General features: G+C 53.7%; 20 protein-coding genes. 15 read left to right on the top strand and 5 right to left on the bottom strand.

All coding sequences use genetic code 11. The features are described 5' to 3' along the window. The first annotated feature begins 7 nt into the window (after positions 1–7). A complete protein-coding gene (locus LBJ36_07315; GenBank protein ID MDR1378847.1) occupies positions 8–1,021 on the top strand; it encodes a DnaJ domain-containing protein in 1,014 nt (337 codons plus the stop codon). Between the two features lie 662 nt (positions 1,022–1,683). Next, positions 1,684–2,172 (top strand): hypothetical protein, encoded by a 489-nt coding sequence (locus LBJ36_07310; protein MDR1378846.1) that lies wholly within the window; start codon positions 1,684–1,686, stop codon positions 2,170–2,172. Between the two features lie 13 nt (positions 2,173–2,185). Here the strand turns inward: LBJ36_07310 and LBJ36_07305 are convergent, their stop codons facing one another. Further along, entirely contained in the window at positions 2,186–2,665 is a 480-nt protein-coding gene (locus LBJ36_07305; GenBank protein ID MDR1378845.1) for a hypothetical protein, read from the bottom strand. Between the two features lie 7 nt (positions 2,666–2,672). Then, positions 2,673–4,028 carry a dihydropyrimidinase gene (gene hydA / locus LBJ36_07300; GenBank protein ID MDR1378844.1) on the bottom strand — a complete coding sequence of 452 codons (1,356 nt, stop codon included), beginning with the start codon at positions 4,026–4,028 and terminating at the stop codon, positions 2,673–2,675. Between the two features lie 109 nt (positions 4,029–4,137). Between hydA and LBJ36_07295 the strand changes: the two genes are divergently transcribed. The 7 genes from LBJ36_07295 (at position 4,138) to LBJ36_07265 (ending at position 11,511) form a co-directional block, all read left to right on the top strand. After that, positions 4,138–5,232 carry a UDP-glucose--hexose-1-phosphate uridylyltransferase gene (locus LBJ36_07295; protein ID MDR1378843.1) on the top strand — a complete coding sequence of 365 codons (1,095 nt, stop codon included), beginning with the start codon at positions 4,138–4,140 and terminating at the stop codon, positions 5,230–5,232. A 4-nt stretch (positions 5,233–5,236) separates the two neighbouring features. After that, a complete protein-coding gene (galK, locus tag LBJ36_07290; protein ID MDR1378842.1) occupies positions 5,237–6,430 on the top strand; it encodes a galactokinase in 1,194 nt (397 codons plus the stop codon). 53 nt (positions 6,431–6,483) lie between these two features. Continuing rightward, positions 6,484–8,001, top strand: a complete 1,518-nt coding sequence (locus LBJ36_07285; protein ID MDR1378841.1) for an IMP dehydrogenase — start codon at positions 6,484–6,486, stop codon at positions 7,999–8,001. A gap of 50 nt (positions 8,002–8,051) precedes the next feature. Then, positions 8,052–8,591, top strand: a complete 540-nt coding sequence (locus tag LBJ36_07280; protein MDR1378840.1) for a nitroreductase family protein — start codon at positions 8,052–8,054, stop codon at positions 8,589–8,591. A 185-nt stretch (positions 8,592–8,776) separates the two neighbouring features. Beyond that, positions 8,777–9,172, top strand: coding sequence for a transcriptional repressor (locus LBJ36_07275; protein MDR1378839.1), 396 nt, complete (start codon positions 8,777–8,779; stop codon positions 9,170–9,172). 104 nt (positions 9,173–9,276) lie between these two features. Further along, the gene (gene ahpC / locus LBJ36_07270) at positions 9,277–9,840 is read left to right on the top strand and encodes a peroxiredoxin (GenBank protein ID MDR1378838.1); all 564 of its coding nucleotides are present in this window, start codon (positions 9,277–9,279) and stop codon (positions 9,838–9,840) included. Between the two features lie 3 nt (positions 9,841–9,843). Then, positions 9,844–11,511 (top strand): FAD-dependent oxidoreductase, encoded by a 1,668-nt coding sequence (locus LBJ36_07265; protein MDR1378837.1) that lies wholly within the window; start codon positions 9,844–9,846, stop codon positions 11,509–11,511. 142 nt (positions 11,512–11,653) lie between these two features. Here LBJ36_07265 and LBJ36_07260 read toward each other — a convergent pair whose 3' ends face one another. Together LBJ36_07260 and LBJ36_07255 are read right to left on the bottom strand one after the other, a co-directional pair. Continuing rightward, complete coding sequence (locus LBJ36_07260) at positions 11,654–12,226, bottom strand: flavin reductase family protein (GenBank protein ID MDR1378836.1); 573 nt, start codon at positions 12,224–12,226, stop codon at positions 11,654–11,656. A 145-nt stretch (positions 12,227–12,371) separates the two neighbouring features. After that, positions 12,372–13,655: an amidohydrolase gene (locus LBJ36_07255; GenBank protein MDR1378835.1), complete on the bottom strand. Its 1,284-nt coding sequence runs from the start codon at positions 13,653–13,655 to the stop codon at positions 12,372–12,374. A 590-nt stretch (positions 13,656–14,245) separates the two neighbouring features. Between LBJ36_07255 and LBJ36_07250 the strand changes: the two genes are divergently transcribed. The 6 genes from LBJ36_07250 (at position 14,246) to LBJ36_07225 (ending at position 19,735) form a co-directional block, all read left to right on the top strand. Further along, a complete protein-coding gene (locus LBJ36_07250) occupies positions 14,246–15,544 on the top strand; it encodes a hypothetical protein (GenBank protein MDR1378834.1) in 1,299 nt (432 codons plus the stop codon). Then, the gene (gene mnmE / locus LBJ36_07245) at positions 15,531–16,976 is read left to right on the top strand and encodes a tRNA uridine-5-carboxymethylaminomethyl(34) synthesis GTPase MnmE (protein MDR1378833.1); all 1,446 of its coding nucleotides are present in this window, start codon (positions 15,531–15,533) and stop codon (positions 16,974–16,976) included. Before LBJ36_07250 ends, mnmE begins: the two co-directional genes overlap by 14 nt. 137 nt (positions 16,977–17,113) lie before the next feature. Next, positions 17,114–17,659, top strand: a complete 546-nt coding sequence (gene lepB, locus LBJ36_07240) for a signal peptidase I (GenBank protein ID MDR1378832.1) — start codon at positions 17,114–17,116, stop codon at positions 17,657–17,659. 44 nt (positions 17,660–17,703) lie between these two features. Next, a complete protein-coding gene (locus LBJ36_07235) occupies positions 17,704–18,567 on the top strand; it encodes a 50S ribosome-binding GTPase (GenBank protein MDR1378831.1) in 864 nt (287 codons plus the stop codon). Next, positions 18,546–19,178 (top strand): ribonuclease HII, encoded by a 633-nt coding sequence (locus tag LBJ36_07230; GenBank protein MDR1378830.1) that lies wholly within the window; start codon positions 18,546–18,548, stop codon positions 19,176–19,178. Before LBJ36_07235 ends, LBJ36_07230 begins: the two co-directional genes overlap by 22 nt. A gap of 71 nt (positions 19,179–19,249) precedes the next feature. Further along, positions 19,250–19,735: a GNAT family N-acetyltransferase gene (locus LBJ36_07225; GenBank protein ID MDR1378829.1), complete on the top strand. Its 486-nt coding sequence runs from the start codon at positions 19,250–19,252 to the stop codon at positions 19,733–19,735. Positions 19,736–19,753: 18 nt separating this feature from the next. Here the strand turns inward: LBJ36_07225 and LBJ36_07220 are convergent, their stop codons facing one another. After that, positions 19,754–22,849, bottom strand: a complete 3,096-nt coding sequence (locus tag LBJ36_07220; protein ID MDR1378828.1) for a PD-(D/E)XK nuclease family protein — start codon at positions 22,847–22,849, stop codon at positions 19,754–19,756. Positions 22,850–22,897: the final 48 nt, after the last annotated feature.

The following is a 22,897-nucleotide window of genomic DNA, read 5'->3' as shown; positions in this document are numbered from 1 at the left end:
TAAACGGATGGGTATTTCGGTTAAAGTAGCGCATAATTTACAGATTTTAGGCTTGCCACCAGATGCCACGTCCTCGGAAATCCGAGCAGCGTTTCGCCGTCTTGCGCGAACCTGTCACCCGGACGTGGTGGGCAAACAGGGTGCGCGTAAATTCGAGCAGATCACCGGAGCTTATACATTTCTCAAAAATCTAAGTCAAGACGAGCTTAACGAAGAGGTACGGAGCGAGGTTCCCTCCGCACCGAAGGTGTCCGGCTGGAAGTGGAAGGGAAGCTGGCGTCGCAAGAGACAGGTACAAGAACACCTAGAGGAAGACCGTAGAAAAGAAACGGAGCGAGAAGCGGAGGAACAGGTTCATCGCTCGCGGGAGGCCTCTGTGGAGGCGATTTTGAGCTCCGCTGAACAGGCTCTGGAAGACCTCTTGGTCCGTGTCGAGCAGGAAACCCGGAGTTGCAGCACCCAGGACTTGACACTTCGCCTTTCCAGCGGAATTCCCCAAGTGCGTCACCTTGCCCTTTCTCGGCTGGGGACGTTGGTCAATCGCCGCGAACTTCTGGATGCGGTTCTTAGTCTGTTGCAAAATTGGGAGATCGACGAAAAAACAGCCCGTTTGGTCTCTTTACTCCCCTTAAATCTGGAAAATCACAGAACCTTGGCCAAACATCTGGTGAACAAGGCCTCAGAGATGCCTGAGTTGCTGTTAGTCTATTTATTGCGCCTCTCAGGCTCGCGAGAAGCGGATCAAGACCTTCTGGAGCGATACATCCAGAAAGCCGCCCCCAAGGGCGTTGCCTTGATCCTGCGGCAGTGGCCTCAAGAGTCCTTTGTTTCACCCTCCACCTTACGCTTTCTTCTGGTACGGGAGGAACCCGTTATACTTGTCTCTTTGCTCAACCTTATGAAACAACGTTCCATTCCCTGCCCAGAATGGGCGCGTGAGCGCCTGAAGACTCATCTTGCCCACCCCAACGCAGCCGTGCGCGTATGGGCCAAGGCCCTTCTGTCAGATGATCTACAATAGAGAGGGAGGGAACAAGGTAGAAACGATGAGGCGTACTACAAAAAAATAAAGGAGGTTGCTTCTAACTTTGCTAATTATGAACCTAAAGTAGGGAAAGAGGGAAAGATGAAGAGGGAAAAATCTGGACTATTACACATTTGTGTAGGGTTTTAGCAGGATACTGTTTTTACGATAAAGCGATGAGAAAGCCAACGACTTCAGCCGTTGTTGGATGAGACTGGATGAGAATCGCACCGCCACCGCTACCGTTGGCGGCGTTTGTTTTGTATTTGGTTTCTTGTCATATGTCTACTTTCATGTTAAACTCCTTTAATAGCTTATCAACGTGAGATGCGGTGAGATGCGGAGCGGACACGACCGGGCTATTAATGTGGCTGTAAATATTCTCAGAGTAGGGGCATCCACTCTTATGGGGGCATCCACTCTTAAAGGAGAAGACGTAAGACCGGTTTCAGTCGGCTGTCTTTGTCTATTTTAGAATCCCATAACTTTAATCGTGGGAATATGTTAATGTGCCCACTCACTATGCCCACTCACCTCCACGTGCTTTGTAGTGTGTCTGTGTCTCGAACAGCATAATATCAAAATAAGCGCTTAAGCGCACTCTCTGTACGTTTCATCATGTTCTGTGCCTGAGCGTAGCGAAAGGAATGGTTATATTCATGAAGTACGTACCGAAAAAAGAGCTGTTCATCGCGCTTGTGGGAGTCGCTTTTATGGCGCTCACGTTTCCCAACCAAGCGCTCTTCGCCTCCACCCCAGAACAAAGCGCGGAAAACCCAAAAATTTTCGAGATCCGGGAGAAGATGTTCATTCAGCAGTGTAACGACATCTACCTCAACCCAGACGAATACCTGGGACGGATGGTGAAGCTGGAGGGCATTTACGAGGAATACACGGACAAACTGGACGATGAGGTTACCCAAACTTTTCGCTACGTGATTCGTTATGGTCCTGGTTGTTGCGGCAACGACGGAGTAGCCGGGTTCCAGGTTCTTTTTGACGGCGACCCCGCCCCTAAACAAGACGATTGGGTCGAGGCCGTCGGAACGGTGGAACTGGATAACCAAGGGGAGGAAGCCTCGGTGGTGCTGAGGCTGTCTCACTTGGAGGTTATGCAAAAACGCGGCGCGGAATTTGTAAAGAACTGAAAATCGCGTCGAGTTACCGTCCGCGAAAACTCTTGTCGCTTAAAGCGCGGCGTCCCTCGCTTTGGCGGGAACGCGTCCGCAGTTTGTCGAGCTCCTGCATGATATGTTCCCGCCCCTTGCGATCAGATTGCAGGTCAATCAGAAGAGGCATCAGGTCGTCCTCCAGCCTGGTGAGTTCCGCCGGCGTGGGAGGCATGGCGCGACCGATGTTTTTTGCGCCGTCGATGGCGTTTTGGGCCACCATCAGCGCCAGGTTGGCCAAAGTTTTTCGTAAGTCGTCCAGCTCCTCGGTTGAGGAAAATTCTTCGTCATATTCCGCATATTCCGCGCCGATGTGTAGGTTGGTCAAGGCATAAAACAAAAACAGGGCAGTCAGGGTGAACATGGCGCATCCCGGCATGTACCGTTCGAAATAGAAAAGGTGCCCGGCCACGAAACCAGCCAACATTCCGGCGCAGAACAACAGGCCATTAGCCACTTTTCTCCAAGTCATCGCCACATCACCGCGCGAGAAATCGGCCTCGCCCCGGATGCCCCGTAAATTCTCCGTCCCGATAGATCAGTTCTCCCCTGGAAAGCGTCGCGCAGACCTTCCCCCGCAAAGACAATCCCTCGTAAGGGGAGAAATCGCAGTTGGAGCGGAGTTCGGACGCCGTCACCGTCCACTCGGCCTTCGGGTCGATGACAGCTACGTCGGCGTCTGCTCCCGGCAAAAGACTTCCCTTCTGGGGGTAAAGGCCATAGAGCTTCGCAGCCGCCGTCGAGGTTAACTCCGCCAGGTCGCTCAAGGAAAACCGTCCCTTCATGACTCCCTCGGAATAGGCCAGAGGCAACATCAGTTCCACGCCGGAAAGCCCGTAGGGCAGATGATCGAAGCGCCCTTGCCACGTTTTTTGCTCCCGCGTGAAAGGGCAGTGGTCGGTGGTGAGAAAAGCCAGGTCTTTTTTGGAAAGGGCGCGCCACAGAGCTTGTTGGTCGGTGATGGTCCGCAAAGCGGGAGCGGCGGAAAAAAAACGCGCGTCCTCTTTCTTGTAAACTTCGTCGGTCAGCAACAAATATTGAGGGCAGGTTTCCGCCGTAATCTCGGCCCCGTCTCTCCGAGCTTTCAAAAGTTCCTCTAAGCCCATTTGAGAACTCAGGTGCATGATGTGAACGCGCGCGCCGGCGCACTGGGCCAACCAGGCGACGGAGTTGATGGCGCTGGCCTCGCAGACGTCGGGGCGGGAGAGTCCCAGGGCGGTCATGTGTGATTTTTCTTCGTCGGTCATTTGGTCGAGAAGTGTCTGAATAACGCTCTCGTCCTCGGCGTGAACCACGGCCAACCCGTCGATCTCGGCCAAGAGTTGCATGGATTCCAGCAAGGGGCCGTTATCGGTGCGCCGCCCTGATGCCCCATAGGCGGTAAAAAATTTGAAACTGCGCACCCCCATCTCCGACACTTCGCGCATCTCATCCAGACGCGCGGGTGTCCAGCCCACCACCTCGGCGTGAAAAGCATAGTCCACGATAGAACCCCGCGCGGTCTTTAAACGGTTCTCCAGGTCGTCCGGCATTGTCGATTCGCGGCTGCCTACGGTGAAGTCGATGATTGTGGTAACCCCACCCGAGGCCGCAGCTTTCGTTCCCGTTTCGAAATCGTCGCAGGAGCACGTTCCTCCCACGGAGAGCGACAAGTGCACGTGAGGATCGATTGCCCCAGGCAGTACGATTTTTTCTACCAAGTCCAGGCAGCGGCTTTCACCCGCGTCCAACTCTTGTCCTATCGCCACGATCTTTCCGTCACGAATTGCCAGATCGCCCTCGAAAATGTCCTCGGACGTCACCAAGGTTCCACTCTTCAAAACAAGGTCATACATGAACGCCACCTCCTGATTCCATTATAATGGTCGAAATGCGGAGGATGCGTTTCCTAGTTGAAAACGCCATTGCGACTTCCACGCAAACTTGTCTGGAGGATTTTTATGTATGGAAAACTCTGTGGAAAACCCTGACATTTCGGCAGTACGTTATTTGGATCAGCCCCACCGCCGCTTTAATCTTCTGACGGGAGAATGGGTGTTGGTTTCGCCTCACAGAACACAGCGTCCTTGGCAGGGAAAAGTGGAGTACCTTCCCCCTGACAACCGCCCGTCTTATGACCCGGCCTGCTACCTCTGCCCCGGCAACGAGAGAGCTGGAGGAGCGAAAAATCCCTCCTATGATCACACCTTTGTCTTCACCAATGACTTTGCCGCCCTGATGCCGCTAACAAACATTCAAGCTCACGAAGCAGAAAAAACAGGGAAAAAATTATTGAGGTGGGAGCCATCCTCTGGAACCTGTCGGGTTATCTGTTTTTCGCCCCGTCATGACCTGACCTTGCCGGAAATGGAGCCACCCGACATTCGGCGTGTCGTGAACCTCTGGGCAGAGCAATACGAAGAACTCTCCGCCCAATATGAATGGGTGCAGATCTTCGAGAACAAAGGCGCCTTGATGGGGTGTTCCAACCCGCATCCCCATGGGCAGATTTGGGCGGGGTCCTTTTTGCCGAACGAGCCCGCCAAAGAGGAAAAAGAACAGGCACGTTATTTTGCCGCCCACGGGCGTCAACTGCTGGCGGACTATCTGGAAGAGGAGCTGAAGGAAGCCCCGAAGAAAGAGCGACGCATCGTGGAAGAAAACGACCACTGGGTGGCTCTCATGCCCTGGTGGGCAATGTGGCCTTTTGAGCTGCTGCTTCTGCCTCGGCGCACTATTGGGAGTCTGCCGGAACTGAACGGCCCGGAAAGAGACGCCTTAGCAGACATCTTAAAGAAAATCCTGACCCGATACGACAATCTCTTCGAGATTTCCTTTCCTTACTCCATGGGTTGGCACGGTCAGCCTCACAGCCTTTTCCCCCATTGGCGACTTCACGCGCATTTTTACCCGCCGCTCCTACGTTCCGCCACAGTACGCAAGTTCTTGGTGGGGTATGAAATGCTGGCGGAGGCTCAGAGGGACATCACGGCAGAGCAGGCGGCGGTGCGCCTGCGGGATTGTTCGACAGTACACTACAAACGGCGCGGAGAGAGCTGAGAATATGAATAAAAATGAAAGCATAAACCAAAGCATAAACCAAAGCGTTAATCATTCGATTAGCGAGAAGCAGGTGATCCAGGCATTTCGCTCCCACTTTGGGGTGACTCCGGAGTTTCTCGTCCGCACACCGGGACGCGTGAATCTCATTGGCGAGCACACTGACTACAACGGCGGGTTCGTGCTCCCCATGACCATCGACCGAGCTCTGTGGATGGCGGTGCGCGGCCGGAGCGACGGTGTAGTGCGCGTCCACTCCGCCGACTACGGTGAGGAATGCAGCTGGGACCTCCGAAATGAACTAAAAAAAGACTCGTCTCCCTGGTTCGAATACGTGAAAGGCTGCGCTTGGACCCTACGCCAAAAAAACCTCTCGCTGTCTGGGTTTGACGGCCTTCTCACAGGCGATGTTCCCCAGGGAGCGGGGCTTTCCTCCTCTGCCGCGCTGGAGGTGACGACTATTCTGGCCTTCGCGGAGCTGGGAGGCTACGACCTGCCGAAGCTGGAGGTAGCGCGACTGGGGCAACGCGCGGAAAACGAGTGGATCGGTATGAAATGTGGCATCATGGACCAGACGATATGCGCCTTGGGCCAGGCTGATAAGGCGCTTTTGATCGACTGCCGTTCTCTGGAACACGAGTTGTTCGATCTACCGGAAAGCACGGTGGTGGCGCTGCTGGACACGGACACCCGACATTCGCTGCCGACGTCCGCTTACAACGAGCGGCGCGAACAATGCGAGACCGCCTGTCGGATCTTGGGAGTACCGCTTCTAAGAGACGCTACCCAGGAGGCGTTAGACGCTCACAAGAAGGACATGCCGGAGACGGTGTTTCGCCGCGCCCGTCACATTTTCTCCGAAAACCTGCGCGTGCGGGAGGCGGCGGTCGCTTTGAGAAAGAAAGAGGCCGTTGTTTTCGGCCAACTCATGAACAAAAGTCATTTCAGCCTTCAATACGATTTTCAGATTTCCTGCTTCGAGCTGGATGTCATCAGCGCCTTAGCTCGGGAACACCCCGCTTGCCTGGGAGCCCGCATGACTGGTGGCGGATTCGGAGGCAGCGCCGTGGCGTTGCTCTACGCCGAAACAGAGGACTTCGCCGACTACGTCGCGGAAAGGTACCAGAAACGAACGGGGAAAATTCCCCACATTACCCTGTGCCGCGCCACGGACGGAGGAAAAGTGAGAAGAGTGTAAAGAATATAAAGAGTATAAAGAGTGTAAAAAATGGAATTGAAGGAGAAAATGGTATGGCTCATTATTACCCGGAACCCTCGCGGACTTTCAATGAATATTTACTGGTTCCCGGTTACTCTTCATCCCAGTGTGTACCGGCGAACACGTCTTTAAAAACACCCATCGTAAAATTTCGGCGAGGCGAGGAAGCGCCACTGTCCATGAATATCCCGCTGGTTTCTGCTGTGATGCAGTCCGTTTCAGACGACAAAATGGCCATTGCCCTGGCGAAGGAGGGAGGTCTTTCTTTTATCTACGCCTCCCAGCCCGTGGAGTCTCAGGCGGCCATGGTCAAGAGGGTAAAGGACTACAAGGCGGGTTTTGTGACCAGCGACTCGAATCTGAGGCCGGATCAGACTTTGAGCGATATTCTGACGCTCAAGGCAAAAACGGGACACTCTACAATGGCCATCACCGACGACGGAACCCAAAACGGGAAACTGATCGGAATTGTGACGGGCCGGGACTATCGCGTCACCCGCATGGACAAGGACACGCGTATCGACACTTTTATGACCTCCATCGACAAGATCGTGTACGCCCCAGAAGGCACGTCTTTGAAGGAGGCCAACAACATCATATGGACCCATAAGTTGAATACTCTGCCCATCTTGAGCGCCACGGGCCACCTGGTCGCTTTCGTCTTCCGAAAGGACTACACCTCCAACAAGGAAAACCTGCTGGAACTCACGGACGCGTCCAAGCGTTACATGGTAGGTGCGGGGATCAACACGCGGGATTATCGAGAGCGGGTGCCGGCACTGATTGAAGCCGGGACGGACGTGCTCTGCATCGACTCCTCGGAGGGGTTTACTGAGTGGCAGAAGATGGCGCTCCAGCACATCCGCGCTGTTTATGGCGACGCAGTCAAGGTAGGCGCGGGTAATGTCGTGGATCGCGAAGGGTTTTTTTTCTTGGCCGAGGCTGGAGCCGATTTCGTCAAAATCGGCATCGGGGGAGGTTCCATCTGCATCACGCGGGAAACAAAGGGAATCGGAAGGGGTCAGGCCACGGCGGTCATCGATGTGGCCGCGGCGCGAGATGAGTATTTCGAGAAGACGGGGGTCTACATTCCCATCTGCTCTGATGGGGGAATCGTGCACGACTACCACATGGCTTTGGCTTTGGCGATGGGAGGCAATTTTTGCATGTTGGGTCGGTACTTTGCCCGGTTCGACGAGAGTCCCGGCAACAAGGCCATTGTGGGGGGCAATTACATGAAGGAGTATTGGGGTGAGGGTTCGCTTCGGGCGCGGAACTGGCAGAGGTACGATTTAGGGGAAACGACTGGCGAACTTTCCTTCGAGGAGGGCGTGGATTCCTACGTCCCTTACGCCGGAAATCTCCACGACAACCTCTCCGTCACATTGCGCAAGATCCGGGCCACGATGTGCAACTGCGGCGCTTTGACCTTGTCAGAGTTTCAGGAAAAAGCCAGGATCACCTTGGTGTCATCTCTGAGCATCCTGGAAGGAGGAGCCCATGACGTCTATCTGAAGGACAACAGCGGCACTGTTCTGAAAAATAACTAAAATAATAAAATAAATTATTCGCTTATCATTTTATGTGAGGAGAAAACAAGATGTTATTGACTGATAACGAAACAATCCGAATTATTTTGGGCCGACGCAGCGTTCGGGCTTTTGAGTCTCGGAGTGTGGAGCCGGAGAAAGTGGAGGCGCTTTTGGAGTGTGCCTTCGCAGCCCCCAGCGCCATGAACATCCGCCCCTGTCATGTGGTGGTGATCGACGACAAAACGCTTCTGGCGAAGATTGGGGCGGCGAGCGAGCGCACCCGAATGGTAGCCGGAGCACCTCTGGCTTTTGCTGTCTGCGTGGATGTGGCAAACTACGAAAAAGAGCATAAACTCACCGACGGCACATGGATGGAAGATGGTTCCTGCGTTATGGAAAACCTTCTGCTCGCCGCGAGGGCTCTGGGACTCGAAGGGGTATGGCTGCAAATCGCCAACCGTCCCGAAAGAGAGGGCACGGTACCGCCTCTTTTGCGTATCCCGGAGGGAGTTCGGATCTTGGCGATAGCCCTCGTCGGCTATGGAACGGAACACAAAGCTCCCCACAAAGGCGTGGAAGAAACTAAGTTCCATCGCAACGGCTGGTAGCGGGGAGTGCTTAAAATCGAGTAGCAGGCCGTTCATTTTTGCTTTTCCTGCCGCTCATGCCACCATAACAAATCCAAACTGCGGTTTTAGTATCGAATCTAACCCTTGACATTCGGGAAAAATAAAGTAAGATAGTTTTAATAGTAGTAGTAATGATTACTATTATGAAAAGAGGGGGCGGAAATGTGCCTAGGCGTTACAGCGCGCAGAAAGAGACGATTGGGGGCGTTCTCTCGCGGCTCAACCATCCGACTGCGGCGGAGGTATATGAGGAGGTGAGAAAGGACTGCCCGCAGATCAGCCTCGGCACTGTTTATCGTAATCTGAGTCTAATGGCTGAGGACGGGGAGCTTTTGAGGCTGTCCTTTCCAGAAACGCCTGATCGCTTTGACCCGAATGCCCATGAACATTATCATGCTGCTTGTGTTCGTTGCGGGCACATTTTCGACACCGACGGAAGTGTTTCGGAAGGGCTCGTTGGTGAGATCGACCAGGCGGTGGAGGCGTGCACGGGGGTCAGAGTGGAAAGCCGGGTGATGATATTCAGCGGAGTTTGCAAGGCCTGTCAAAAGGCTGGGTAAGTAGCGATTTTCATTTGGCGGATTCGGCATTGCGCCGATCATGATAAAACATTTTCTATTAAAAAATTAAAACATTTTCTATTAAAAAATTAGGAGGGAACGACATGTCGCTCATCAATAAAGAAATTGGAGATTTTAAAGTACAAGCTTTTGCGGACGGAAAATTCAAAGAGGTCACCAAGGCGGACATCCTGGGCAAATGGTCGGTTTTTGTGTTCTACCCGGCCGACTTCACCTTTGTGTGTCCTACCGAACTGGGCGACTTGGCCGATCATTACGAGCAGTTTAAGAAAATCGGCTGTGAGGTCTACTCGGTGTCCACGGACAGTCATTTCGTGCACAAAGCGTGGCATGACGCCTCGGACACCATCAAAAAGATACGGTACGTTATGCTGGCCGACCCCACCGCGAAGCTCGCGGAAGCATTCGAGGTCTACATCGAAGACTCAGGTATGGCGCTGCGGGGCAGCTTTGTCATCAATCCTGAGGGAAAGATCGTGTCTTACGAGGTTAACGACACCAGCATCGGTCGTGAGGCAGCCGAGTTATTGCGCAAGGTGCAGGCCGCGCAGTTTGTGGCGGAGCATGGCGACCAGGTTTGTCCAGCGAAGTGGCGGCCCGGTGAGCAAACCCTCAAGCCCAGCCTAGATCTGGTCGGAAAGCTGTAAAACATGAAGAATGATCTGTACGACCTGATTATCATCGGTTCCGGCAGCGCGGGAATGGCCGCAGGCATCTACGCCGGGCGCGCGAAGCTCAAGACCCTTGTGCTCGACCGGGATCGATCTGGAGGACAGATCAAAATCACGTCCGAGGTGGAGAATTACCCGGGCATCCTGCGCGTATCGGGCGACGAACTGGGGCAAACTATGCGCAAGCAGGCGGAAAACTTTGGTGTGAAGTTTCTGCGGGCCGTGGTGGAGTCAGTGGACTTTACGCAGGACATCAAAAAAATTCGTACCGTGGATGGCGAATATCAAGCACTGGCCGTGGTCGTCGCGACCGGTGCCGTGCCTAGGAAGCTGGGTTTTGTGGGCGAGGAGGAGTTCAGGGGACACGGTATCGGGTACTGCGCCACTTGTGACGGCGAGTTTTTCACCGGCATGGATGTCTTTGTGATCGGAGCGGGGTTCGCAGCGGCGGAGGAAGCGATTTTCCTGACGCGCTACGCCAAAAAAGTGACCGTCATCGCCAGAGAACCAGATTTCACCTGCTCCAAAACCATTGCCGAGCGGGTCCTAGCGCACCCCAAGATCAAGGTTCGGTTTCAGGCGGAACTTTTGGAGGTGGGAGGGGACACCGTTCCTCGATATGCCACCTTCATCGACAATCGTTCTGGTGAAACTTGGCGTTATGACGCGCCAAACGACGAGCAGGGCAACGCGCGGACCTTCGGCGTGTTCGTATTCGTCGGGTACGTGCCTCAAAGCGCGGAATACGCCCAACAGCTTCGGCTCGACGAGCGAGGCTACATTCCCACCGACGAGAACATGCGCACCAACGTGGACGGAGTGTTCGCGGCGGGAGACATTCGTCCGAAAGAGCTTCGGCAACTGGTCACCGCCGTCTCGGACGGCGCTCTAGCGGCCACCTGCGCCGAAAAGTACGTGGCGCAAAAGAAGGAACGGCTGGGGCTGTCCGATGAAGAGCATGTCGTCCCGCGATTGATGGATTCTTTTTTTGACGAAGAGCTTCGGGAGCAGTTGGCGCCTATTTTCCAGCGCTTTGAAAATCAGGTCGGACTGGTGGCCTTTTTGGATGACGGCGGCGACTCTAATAACAACTTCAATAACAACTTCAATAACAACTTCAATGAGGAAATCAAGGCATTTCTGACGGAGTTCAGCGCTTTGACAGACAAGGTGAAAATCGAGTTTTTGCGTAAAGGCGAGGCCCCGGAGAGGGAAAGACAGGTCAACGCCACTCTCTTCCCCACGTTCGCCCTCCTGGGCCCGGACGGAGCCTACATGGGCGTGCAGTTCCACGGTATACCCGGCGGGCACGAAATTAACTCCTTCATTCTCGCCCTTTACAACGCCGCAGGACCCGGACAAGGGGTAAGCGAGGACACGCTAAAAAAGATCCAGGCGCTGAAGAACAAAGCCAACATCAAAATCGGCGTGTCCCTTTCTTGCACGCTTTGCCCAGACGTGGTAGCCGCGTCACAATTGATCGCGCTCAAAAATCCGCTGATCGAGGCTGAAATGATCGACGTGTCGCGTTTCCCTGATTTCAAGAACAGGCATTCGATCATGAGCGTTCCTGCCATCATCGTAAACGACGGCAAACCCGCTTTTGGTAAAAAGAGCTTAGACGAGCTGTTGAAGCTGGTAAGTTGAAGCTGGTAAGCGGCTGAGTTTTTCAGCGAAACGCTTTCCGTCCACTATTTAGGATTAATGCTATTTAGGATTAATGCCTGTTTTGTCACGATACGCCCCGTTTCGCGGGGCGTATCGTCAACTTTGATTCGTCTGTCTCCGTTTATTTTTCCATTAATTTCTTCCCGACCCCGTGGCTGCTGGACAAAAGTTCGCCGATCCCAAAATACTCACCGCTGAGCGTAAAAACGAGGGGGTCGATCTTCTTCGAGTCCAGCCTGCCACCGCCGAGCAAAACCTCTTCCGCTACCCAGCAGGCTACGATTTCCCCCACGAACAGGTCATGACTTCCAAGCTCCAGTGTGTGGGTCAGCTTACACTCCATGGAGATGGGAAACTCCAACACCAGAGGCGCTTCCACCGATTCCCCGCGGACAGGGGTCAATTTCGTGACATTAAATTTATCGGCGTCCTTGCCCGAAACAATGCCCACGTAGTCCGTCTCCAGAAGATACTTTGCCGAGGGTATGTTCACGCTGAACGCCTTGCGTTCTACGATCGCCGGGTGAGTGTGACGGCTCTTACGGATGGAAATTTGCACCGACGGAGGCTCTGAACAACAGACACCCGCCCAAGCCAAAGTCACCAGGTTTGGCTTGTTATTTGTGTCATAGGTCCCGACCACAACCACGGGAGTCGGGTAAATGCCCAACTTGGGCCCGATGTTTTTCTTCATGTCATACTCCTCCTGTAGCGAATTAAAATAAAAAACTAAAGCTAGCATAGCCCAAAACAAGATCATAAAATCGAGAATATTATAATGCTTTTATTATAATGTTTTCCTATGGGTTTGATCAATATTGGGGTTTTATCAATATTCTCTAAGGCTTTAGGAGTCGTTCCACAATGGCGACAAGGGCTCTGACGCCCAGAAGCAGGCTGCTCTCGTCCACGTCGAAACAACCATTGTGATGGGGCGCGGTGATATCCGATCCCAAACCCATATAAGTTGCCTGCCCACCAGCTTCCTGCACGCGACGCATCATCCAGGTCGCGTCCTCACTGCCCCCGCCTTGGACGGTTTCGCGAACCTCTTGGAAAAGCCCCGACGCCCTTACCGCCTCTCCGACCTTTGCCACAAGGGGGGCATCTCCCGCGGCGGTGGTTCCCGCGCCAGTTTGAGTCACAACAACCTCGGTCTCATACATGGTGGCCGCGCCTTTCAAGACCTCCAGAGCCCGTTTGTAAACGTAATCGGCGATCTCCTGGGTACTGCCACGGGTTTCCGCCTTCATGACGGCCTTCTCGGCGATGACGTTGCGTCCCGTTCCCGCGTTCAGCACTCCTACGTTAATGCGCATAGGGCCGTCTCGATGGGGAGCGATAGTATGTAAGGAGATGGCGGCCGCGGCCGCGGCCAAAAGCGCGTTATGCCCCTCGTGGGGCGCGCCCGCGGCGTGAGCCGACCGGCCGGTGAACTCCGCGTCGAATTTGGTGGTACAAAGGTAACCCAGCGAATTGAGCCCGAACGTGCCGCTGGGAAGCCCGCTGCCGATGTGCATGGCCAGGAAATAATCCGATCCATCAACAACACCCTTTTGCGTCATAGCGTAGGCTCCACGGCAACCCTCCTCTCCGGGTTGAAAGATCAGCCGGACTTCCCCAACCAGATCATTTTTTCTTTTCGCCAAAACCTCGGCCACACCGATCCCTATGGTGGTATGAGCGTCATGACCGCAGGAGTGCATCAACAGAGCGTTGACGCTGGCAAACCCTTCTTTGTTCGGACGATGGTCGGGAATTTTCGTTTCGTCTACGTCGACGCAGTCCATGTCGAAGCGAAGAGAGATGACGGGTCCGGGTTTCCCGGTCCTAAGGGTTGCCACAACGCCTGTGTATTCCCTAAGCTTGTCGATCCACTCAGGGTTGCCTCCTTGTCGTTTCGCGCGCTCCACGTGACTGTCGATCTCCGCCTGAGGGGGACGCCCCATGACTGCCGAAGGTTCTATCGTATCCAGTCCCACCGCTAGCTCATAGCCCAGCTTCTCCAGGCGTTCGGCCACAAGGGAAGAGGTACGGAACTCCGTCCAAGCGCTTTCTGGATATTTGTGCAGGTCTCGCCGCAATGCGATCAGGTTTTGTTCCAATTTGTTCCAATCCAACATAAACACCTCTCCGTTTCAATGTGAACCCAATTTGAATCCAACCGCTTATGACTTATGATCAAAGATCACAATAAACAGCGAAAAATAAGAGCGAATCTATTTTCTTGACATACTCCCACGACTAAAGTTGTGGGATTCTAAGATCGACAAAGACAGCCGACTGAAACCGGTCTTACGTCTTCTCCTTACGTCTTCTCCTTTAAAAGTGGATGCCCCCACTCTGAGAAGATTTACAGCCGCCTTGATATCCCGATTGATATCCCGGTCGTGTTCCGCCCTGCATCTCGCGTTAATAAGCCATAAAAGGAGTTTAACATTAAAGTAGACATATGGCAAGAAACCAAATACAAAACAAACGCCACCGTTGGCAGCGTTAGGATTCTCATCCAATGGCTTCAGCCGTTGGCTTTTTTATCGCTTTATCGTAAAATATAATATATTGTGATCTAATATGAATGGGGATTGACGACCGTCTTTAGTTTTTTATCTTAAATTACTCTATTTCGTCGATGTTATAGATGGCAATTCTGAAATATTTGATGTAAACTGCGATGTAGAGTCAAAATACTGAGATACGCGGAGGGATAGTGATGAAAACGTATCTGCGCGCTCTTGAAACTATCGAATCGTCGGGCGTGAAGGCTTGGCTCGTAGGCGACCCCGTGCGTAAAGTTGTGATGGGTATTTACCCCTCAAATCTGAATATCGTCGTTGAACCCTGCGACTTGGAGGCACTGGCGGTATCCTTAGGAGAGGGAGTGGTAGGAAGAACCGATTTTCCTGTTTTGCGAACTTCTCTCCTGGGACATAAAGTTGAAGTCTCCTGTATCCGTGGCCCAACCATCGAGGAAGATCTCGCGAAACGCGATTTCACCATGAACGCCATAGCGATACGAGGCAACGATAGTTTTGTGGACCCCTTCAACGGACGCCACGATATTCGTAACTCGTTGATCCGTTTGACCAACGATGACGTGGACTTGTTAAAGGATGACCCCATACGCATTGTGCGTATGTTGCGTTTCGCAGCGGAGTTGGACATGGATATTTTTTGGAAAAGCGAGTCGTCGGTGCGCGCTTTCGTGACGAGCAGCGCCGAACAGATCGGGAAAACCCCAGCCGAACGATGGGGGCGCGAGATCTTGAACGGAATGAGACGCCGGCCTTATGACTTTATCTACCTGTGTGACCGGTACCGTCTTTTGCCCCTTTTCCTAAACGCCCTCGAAGAATTGAAAAAAATCAAGATCAACGGCGAGGAAACGACTCTCTTCGATCATACGCTGAAAATGCTCAGTATTGCTCAAGATTTTCTCGGTGCGCGCAAACGCAGGGAAAACGATATGGCGTTTTCTTTGGCGATGCTTTTCCATCACGTGGGATCAGAGGCGGGCCAGTTCACCGACTCAAACAAGGCAGCCGAAATCGCCACGTGGAACCTGAAAGCGTGGAACGTTCCGTCCGAAACAATAGAAACCGTGAGGGCCATCGTTAAAAATTACCGACAGAACTATGTCGCTAAAACGGAAGAACAGTTGTGTAAAGATGTTTTGAAATATGGCAGTGAGGCGGTAGAGATGATCCTGGACTTCGCGATCTGTAATTCCGAGGCGGACGGGCAGAAAAACATGGAGGTACTGGCCGCTAATAAGTGGAAATTGGGCGAGGTCATCCGGCGCTTCGATGAGGCTCGCCGACGTGCCAACGGCAATCAACGCTACCTGAGTGGCGACGAAGTGATGAAAATTCTCGATATCAAGCCCGGTAAGGTGATTGGCGAAATCTTGAATGACTTGGGTATAGCGGTGGGAACGGGATTCGTCGCCAGCAAACAAGAGGCGACAGACTGGATACAAAAGCACGGAGCAGCGGCCGGTGTCCGGCAGTGACACGATCGTAGCCATCGCTACGGCTTGGGGCGAAGCCGGAATCGCTATCGTTCGGCTTTCGGGAGCTGGTTCCGTAAATCTGACCAAAGCGATGTTGAAGTTCGAGACAGGGTTGGAGTTCCCTCCTCCCCGTTTTATGCGTTTAGCCTCTCTTGTGGACGGAGAGGGCGCCGTTATTGATCAAGTACTGGTGGTGTATTTCGCCGCGCCTTGGAGCTATACAGGTGAGGACGTCGTGGAGATTCACACCCACGGGGGAACTTTAGTGGCTCAACTCTGTCTCGAAAATTTGCTCCGTAAGGGCGCGCGCTTGGCCCAACCTGGGGAGTTTACCAAGCGTGCTTTTCTGAACGGCCGTATTGATCTTTCTCAGTCGGAAAGCGTGCTAGGGATCATCCGCTCCCGCAGCGAAGAGGCACTACGGGCGGCGGCTCGCACTTTGTCTGGAGAGCTTTCCGTTTTCGCGGCTGAGGTTCGCGAAGAGTTGCTAGACCTTCAAGGCGTTCTCGAAGTGGGGTTAGATTTTCCCGAAGAAGCAACCCCTTACAAAACGGACGAGGCGTTAATGGACTCTATCGCGACGCTCCGCTTGAGCCTAGAGGATCTGTTGGACCGTTGTTCGGTGGGGTTGTTGCTGCGGGAGGGGATACGGGTTGCTCTGGTCGGTAGGCCCAATGTTGGCAAATCCTCTCTTCTGAACGCTCTTCTAAAACAATCCCGCGCCATTGTCACGGCGCTTCCAGGGACCACTCGCGATGTGATTGAGGAAGCCATCACGTATAGAGGAGTCCCCATCCGGCTTGTGGACACGGCGGGGCTACGGGCGCCCGCCGACGAGGCGGAAGCCGGCGGCGTTGAACGGGCCTTGGAGGAGTTACGCCGCGCGGATATCTGTCTTTGGGTTTTGGATGGATCTTTGCCCTTGGACGAGGACGAGCGCGATTATATTGATCGTCTCCGCGAGAAGGATCATCTTGTCGTGTTAAACAAGTCGGACTTGAAACAATCCGGCTGTCTCTCCATCGTTACGAAAGAATCCGTTACGGAAGAATCCGTCACGAAAGAATCTGTCACGAAAGAATCTGTCACGGAAGAGGATATTCACGAGCTCTCTCCGGAGAGTCCGGTTTTGTCGCTCTCGACCAAAACCGGGGAAGGATTGGACCTTTTGAAAGAAAGTATTCTCGCCCTCGTGTCGGGAAGCGGAGCTTTGGACTCCGGCCTCAACGTCACGGCCCGGCAGCTTTCAGAGATCCGGGAGGCACTTCTCGCCGTCACGGAGGCCGAGACCGCGGTGGCGAAAGAAGCCGGCCAGGACATCATCGCTGGTCTCCTGGCCGCGGCTAGAGAGTGTTTGGAACGTCTTCTAGGACTCAGTTACGACGACGCTCTTCTCGATAACGTTTTCAGCCGATTCTGTGTAGGAAAATAGGGAAATAAACCCCAATCAAGCTCCGCCCCCTGAGCTTGATTGAATGTTTGCGCTTGCCTATTATGGGGGTTAGAGTTATATTGTTATCGGAACGACGTTTTTCCGAATCGGAAAAAGGGAACGGAGGCTTTTCAAGAGTGGCATCTGAAGTGGTGAAACCTTGGTGGAGAGAAACTCTGGAAACGATCATATGGGCGGTCGTATTGGCCGCGATCATACGGACGTTTGTGGTGCAGGCTTTCTGGATACCCAGTGGATCTATGTTGCCTACCTTTCAGGTAGGGGACAGGGTATTGGTGGCTAAGTTCTGGAACTGGTTTACGACTCCCTCTCGGGGCAGCATCTACGTTTTCAAATACCCTGAGGACCGGACGCGTGATTTTATCAAACGCATCGTCGCCATTCCCGGCGATATCGTGGACATCAAAAACGGTGTCGTCTACATCAATGGTTCTTCCGTGAACGAACCTTACGTGGTCAACAAAGACCATTACACGATGAGGCCAAATAAATTTTACCCAACAGTGCCTTTCGTCGTTCCGGAGGACAAGTATTTCGCCTTGGGTGACAATCGGCCGAACTCTCAAGATGGTCGTTTCTGGGGTTACGTGCCGAAACAAGACATTCATGGACCAGCCTTTTTTCGCTATTGGCCTCTGACTCGCATTGGCGTTCCTCGCTAAAAACGCTAAAGCTAAAACAGAAAAGATTATTGAATTGACGCCGCATGAGTGGTAGAACTGTCTGGTTTCCCGGCCACATGGCTAAAGGGGAACGTAAGTTAGGCGAATTGATCGACAAATTGGATCTCGTCATTGAGGTGCGCGATGCGCGCGCGCCTTTTTCTACATCCTCTCCCCTGATCACCACCCTATTGCGCCAAAAGCCTGTGACACTGGTGCTTGCCAAAAAAGACCTGGCCGACCCGCGACGGCTCCATCTCTGGCTAGACGAGTTCGCTAAACAAAAGCAAAACATCTGGACTTTCGATCTGCGCAAGGATAGCCTGGAACCTTTACGGAAAGATTTGTCGTATCTCGCGCCATCGTACCGGGAGCTTCGGCTGGCTGTAGTGGGTATTCCCAATGTAGGCAAGTCCCTTTTTCTGAACATGCTAGTGGGTAAGTCCCGGGCGCGGGTGGGAGGAATCCCCGGCGTTACCCGCGACGTCAGTTGGTATCGGGGCAACGGTTTCCTGGTCGTGGACTCTCCTGGAATCCTCAATCCCCGTTCCGAGCCGGGTGTTCATCGGATGCTGTCCTGGCTGGGTTGCGCCAAAGCGGAGGTTGTGGGAGGCTACGAGGTCACGGCACTGGAGCTGATCCGTTTTCTGAGAGAGCGAGACCTGTGGCGTCTCGCCGAAAAAACGTGGAACCTGCCGGATCCGGAAGGTTTCAACGGCGACGTTCCCGAACCCGTCGAAACAACCCTTGAACGCGTTGGTCGCCGGTTAGGTTGCTTGGTGGGGGGAGGAGCCGTGAATATGACATTGGCGGGGCGGCGTTTGGTGGACTCCTTTGCCGCCGGCAAGCTGGGACCTGTAACTTTAGAGTTGCCGGGCGACCCTTTATGGACTCCGCGGCAAAGCTGAAATTTTTGAAGGACTTCGGGGGAACCGTGGCAGGGACCGACGAAGCGGGCCGTGGGCCTCTGGCCGGGCCCGTGATGGCCGCGGCCGTGGTACTGACCGATACTCAAAAAGATGAACTCTTGAGACTGGGGCTCAAGGACTCCAAGCTGATGACGCCCCGAAGGCGTGACGCGCTTTTCCTAAAGATGTGCGAGCTAGGCGTTACTTGGCGGGCTCAAGCCGCTAGTGTCGTTTCCATCGCCAGGCTCAACGTGGGTAGGGCTTCTCTCTGGGCGATGGAGAAAAGCGTTTGTAAGCTGCCTTTTCCCATCGATCTGGTGGTCATCGACGGCCTTTACAAAATTCCCAATCTCCCTTTCGAACAACTTCCATTGGTAACTGCAGATGTTCTCGTACCCGTCGTCTCCGCGGCTTCCGTGGTCGCGAAAGTCTTGCGGGATCGTGTTATGGTCGCTCTGGATAGACTTTATCCCGCCTACGGTTTTGCTCATCACAAGGGGTACCCAACGCAAGCCCATCGGAAAATCATCTGTGCCATCGGGCTTTCTCCCGTTCATCGCGCGTCCTTCTGCAAAAAGCTAATGACGGGAACGTTCAACAATGAAAATTGATGAAATCTAATGAAGTTTGTTGAAATTTAATGAAGTTTGTTGAACATTTGTAGATGATGGGGTGAATTTTAATGAATATTAGAGCGATCAAAATCGAGGACGCGGCGGATATGAATCGTATGCGCATAATGGATGGCGTCAGAGAAACCATTTTAGGAATAATAAGCGAGCGCGTAGTGGATACAGAGGCGCTGATCAGGAATCTCTCTCCCAATGACCACATGTTGGTTGCGGAAGTCGATGATAGGGTCGTCGGCTGCGTTGGGCTTACCGTTTCAAAAATGCCCCGCGAAAACCACACCGCGGGACTCGGTATCATGGTCCACGCGGATCACCAAAGGCAGGGAGTAGGGCGGGCTTTGATGACCGCAATATTTGATCTTGCCGATAAGTGGCTGATGTTGAAAAGAGTCGAACTCAGCGTTTTTGTCGATAATGAGCCAGCTATCGCGCTTTATCGAAGCATGGGGTTTGTCGTCGAAGGGATAAAAAAATTTGCCGCGATCCGGGATGGGGCGTACATGGATGAATATTTGATGGCTCGCTACCGAATGTAACGCACCAGTCTTATAGCCTCATAACTGTTGTTCCTCTTCCCAGTCTTCCATGTCCATTTCCGCCATCGGGAGGGTGTCGCCGCGTAGCTCCCCCTTACGGCAGACGCCTTTGACGCCGCAGTGACGACAGGACTCCGCTACGTAGCAGGGCTCGTAACGTTGGGACTTCAACAGGGCCGCCGCGCATTTCATGGCCGCGAGGGCTTCTTCTTTGCGCTCTTGTAGGGACACGGAAGTTTTTTTGTTCGGCAGATAACACCCCGCCACGGGAGGCGCGAAAGTTCCCGCGAGAGTTCCGTCTCCATGCCCCAAAAAACCCACTCCCGCCACTTGACCCTCCGAGTGCTCGATAGCATACATCAGAGCATAGGCCGAGAGCTGAAGGCCATACTTGAAGGACTCGCGTTTCAGGCCATCTCCTATTAAAACATCTCCCTGCGCGGCGAAATGGCGACGAGAGGCCAGATTTGCCAGTCCTTTCTCGTAAGAGGCGCTTCGTCCCCACTTGTAGTCCACAATGACGACACTGCCGTCTTCGAAAACCTCCACACGGTCGCAGCGTCCCGTAAAAATCACGCCTTCCACTTGGTAGGGAGGCAGCTCCGTCTCCGCTGAAACCAAGCGATGGCGCAGACCGCACGCGGCTAAGCGGTCTAAGATAGCTTGCTGGGTATGAGCCAGGCGTTGAAGATAAAACTCCATATTCTTCCTGTGGCGCTCCAGCCGTCGGTCCTTCAGCAAAACCTCAAAAGCAGAGTAATCGGCCTCTAGAGATAAAGCTCTTCGCCATTCCTCGGCCGTCAAAAAGGAAAGAGTCTCACTCGTTTTTTGCTGGGTATGCCAGATCGCCTCCCAGATCTTGTGAGTTAACTGCCCCGCCATTGCCTTGCTGAAGAGCTTCGTGTCACGCTCTTTCAGCCTCGCATTCCGTTCCAGCCAGTAGCGCAGGGGACAGTCCAACAAGTTGTAAAGGCCGCTGACGGGCAATCGAAGGGCTTCCGCGCCTCGCCTCGAACCTTGGGCCACAGGCATGGCCCGTTCTCTTTTCTCCGATATTTCCACCTCGATAGCGGGGAAATAGGCTTCACTGCGCCCCGGCGTAAGGCCTCCGATACCCACAGTGGGTATCACGGGGTGTTCCCAGACTTTCATGTCCGTGAAAAAGGAATCCATAAACGACGTGACGTTAGTGGGTCGCCCTTCCTCATCGGTGGTGGAGTGGGAGGTCACGGTCAAGTTATCTCCCGTTTGGAGCAAGCGACGGAAAAGGGCTTCTTTTTGCGTGTATTTGTCATGTATGGAGGGCAAATAGGCGGATACTGACACCATCGCTTCCCGCTCTGAAGCATCCAAGAGGGGGGAAGAGCGAATGAGACCGGGCCAGTTTTTCTGCGTCACGTCAGTTATAATCCACACAGAGTGAGAGGCCAGAATGGGAGGCGGTCCGTCGTAAAGAACAACCGCGCCCCTTAGGGGAGGGCTGGGCTGAACCAGCGTTTCCTCGCACCAGCTTTGCAAGAAGTCGATGGCCTCCTTGCCTTGGAGAAGGACCTTGCCCGCGGGGCCCAGGTCGGGTTGTAGTTCACGCAAGGCCAAACCCTTATCCTCTACCTCCTCCACCGAGGCGACCAGCTCTCGAAGGCTATCATCCAGGTCTGGGTTGCTCTCCGGGAGGCAGGCCAGAGCGTCCACCCAAAGGCCCGGCATGGTCAGAAAGGAGTGGAACGCGCCTAAAAGCCTTGAGGGCGAAGCGCCCTTATCTACCAGAAGGCAAAATTTCGTCAGGGCTTTGAAGGCCTTGAGGGCGCGTTTGGCATTTTTAGTCTCTTCTTGATGGACCGCATTTTTCGCAGCCTGCTTCAAGTAGGCTGCCCATTCCTTGACGCCCCGCGGTCCGGCGCGAACGGCGCCGTCGATGGAAAACCCTGGTCCCCCAAGGCAAGGTTGGGCGAGCAGAAGCGCCGTGTCATAGGAGTTCAATCCTTGAACCCAGGTCGTCCACAGAGAAGTTAGAGTTGTTCCTAAAAAGGTTTGGGCGATGCTACGCCCACGCGCCAAGGAATAGGGGATGTGGTAACGGCGAAGCGCGGCTTCCAAGGCTGCCATGCGGTGAGGCGGAGTCGAAATCCCCATGACCCCAAAACCGGGAAAGAGGGTTCGCCCCTCTTTTCTTTCTTTTTCTTCTCCTTCTTTTTCTTCTCCTTCGGGCGGTGTCAAAGTCGCGAGGACTCCTGTCCCTGCCTGCCACAAAGCTAAGGTCCGCGCCACCAGTTCAGGCTCTAGAGAATGTTCCGAAATGGAAAGAGAGACAACAACACCAGGCATTATCGGAGGGTCGTCTTCCCAAGTGTTCTCTTGACTTTTGAACTGTCGCGTGGCGTCTTGGAAATCCACTAGCTCCGTCGCGGGTTTGAGGAGCACCAGTTCCTCGTGAGAAATTTTCTCCAACTTTTGGAGCAAGGCAAATTGCCCATGAGTGCAGGACATGAAGCCGGCAAAAACGAAGCGCTTGTTCCGCCCCCAGTCCTCCGCCATTTCTCCGCTGTTTTCGAGCAGTTCTAGAGCCTTCAAGGGAATTTGGGCGCTGTCCAGCAGCCTGTTGTGACGCAAATACAGGAGATAGCGTCCGTAAAGCCAAGGAAGAACTTTCGAAGTGGGCTTGTCGTCGAAGACCGTGACAGAGAGTTGCTCCACGGAAACAGCCTCATTAAGCAACTCCCGAATGTCGTCGGAGAGAATGTCCAGAAATCCAGGGCGCGCCAAGCCGGGCCAAAGTTTTAGCAGCGGCGGCAGGGCATCCCCTTCCCGATTCTCTTTTTGATTTTCTTTCAGCAGCTCGGCAACGAGGTAAGAGAGAATCAGGCGGTGGTCTGGAGGATCGATCTGACGCAGGATGGGTGAATCGAGAAAAGCGCAGATATCGTTAAAAAGGTCCTCCCAGTTCCAGAGACGCGTCTCGCTATCCGGTTCGAGCCCAAAATCCCGCAGCCCCGCCCGTAGCCTCCACCACTCTCGGTCGCGGCGCGACGGCACAATAAAGCGCGTCTCTTTGCCTAAAAAATCTCGAAGTAAGGGATCGAGGTCAGAGACTTTACGGTAGGGAATGATACGCACTTTCTACACCTCCACGGGATTTTGGGGTTCAAAAAAGCCGAAGAGGAA

This window comes from Synergistaceae bacterium (assembly GCA_031267575.1).
Lineage (GTDB): Bacteria > Synergistota > Synergistia > Synergistales > Aminobacteriaceae > JAIRYN01.
Note: the sequence above shows the minus strand (reverse complement) of the source record. Positions and strands in the feature narration are given on the sequence as shown.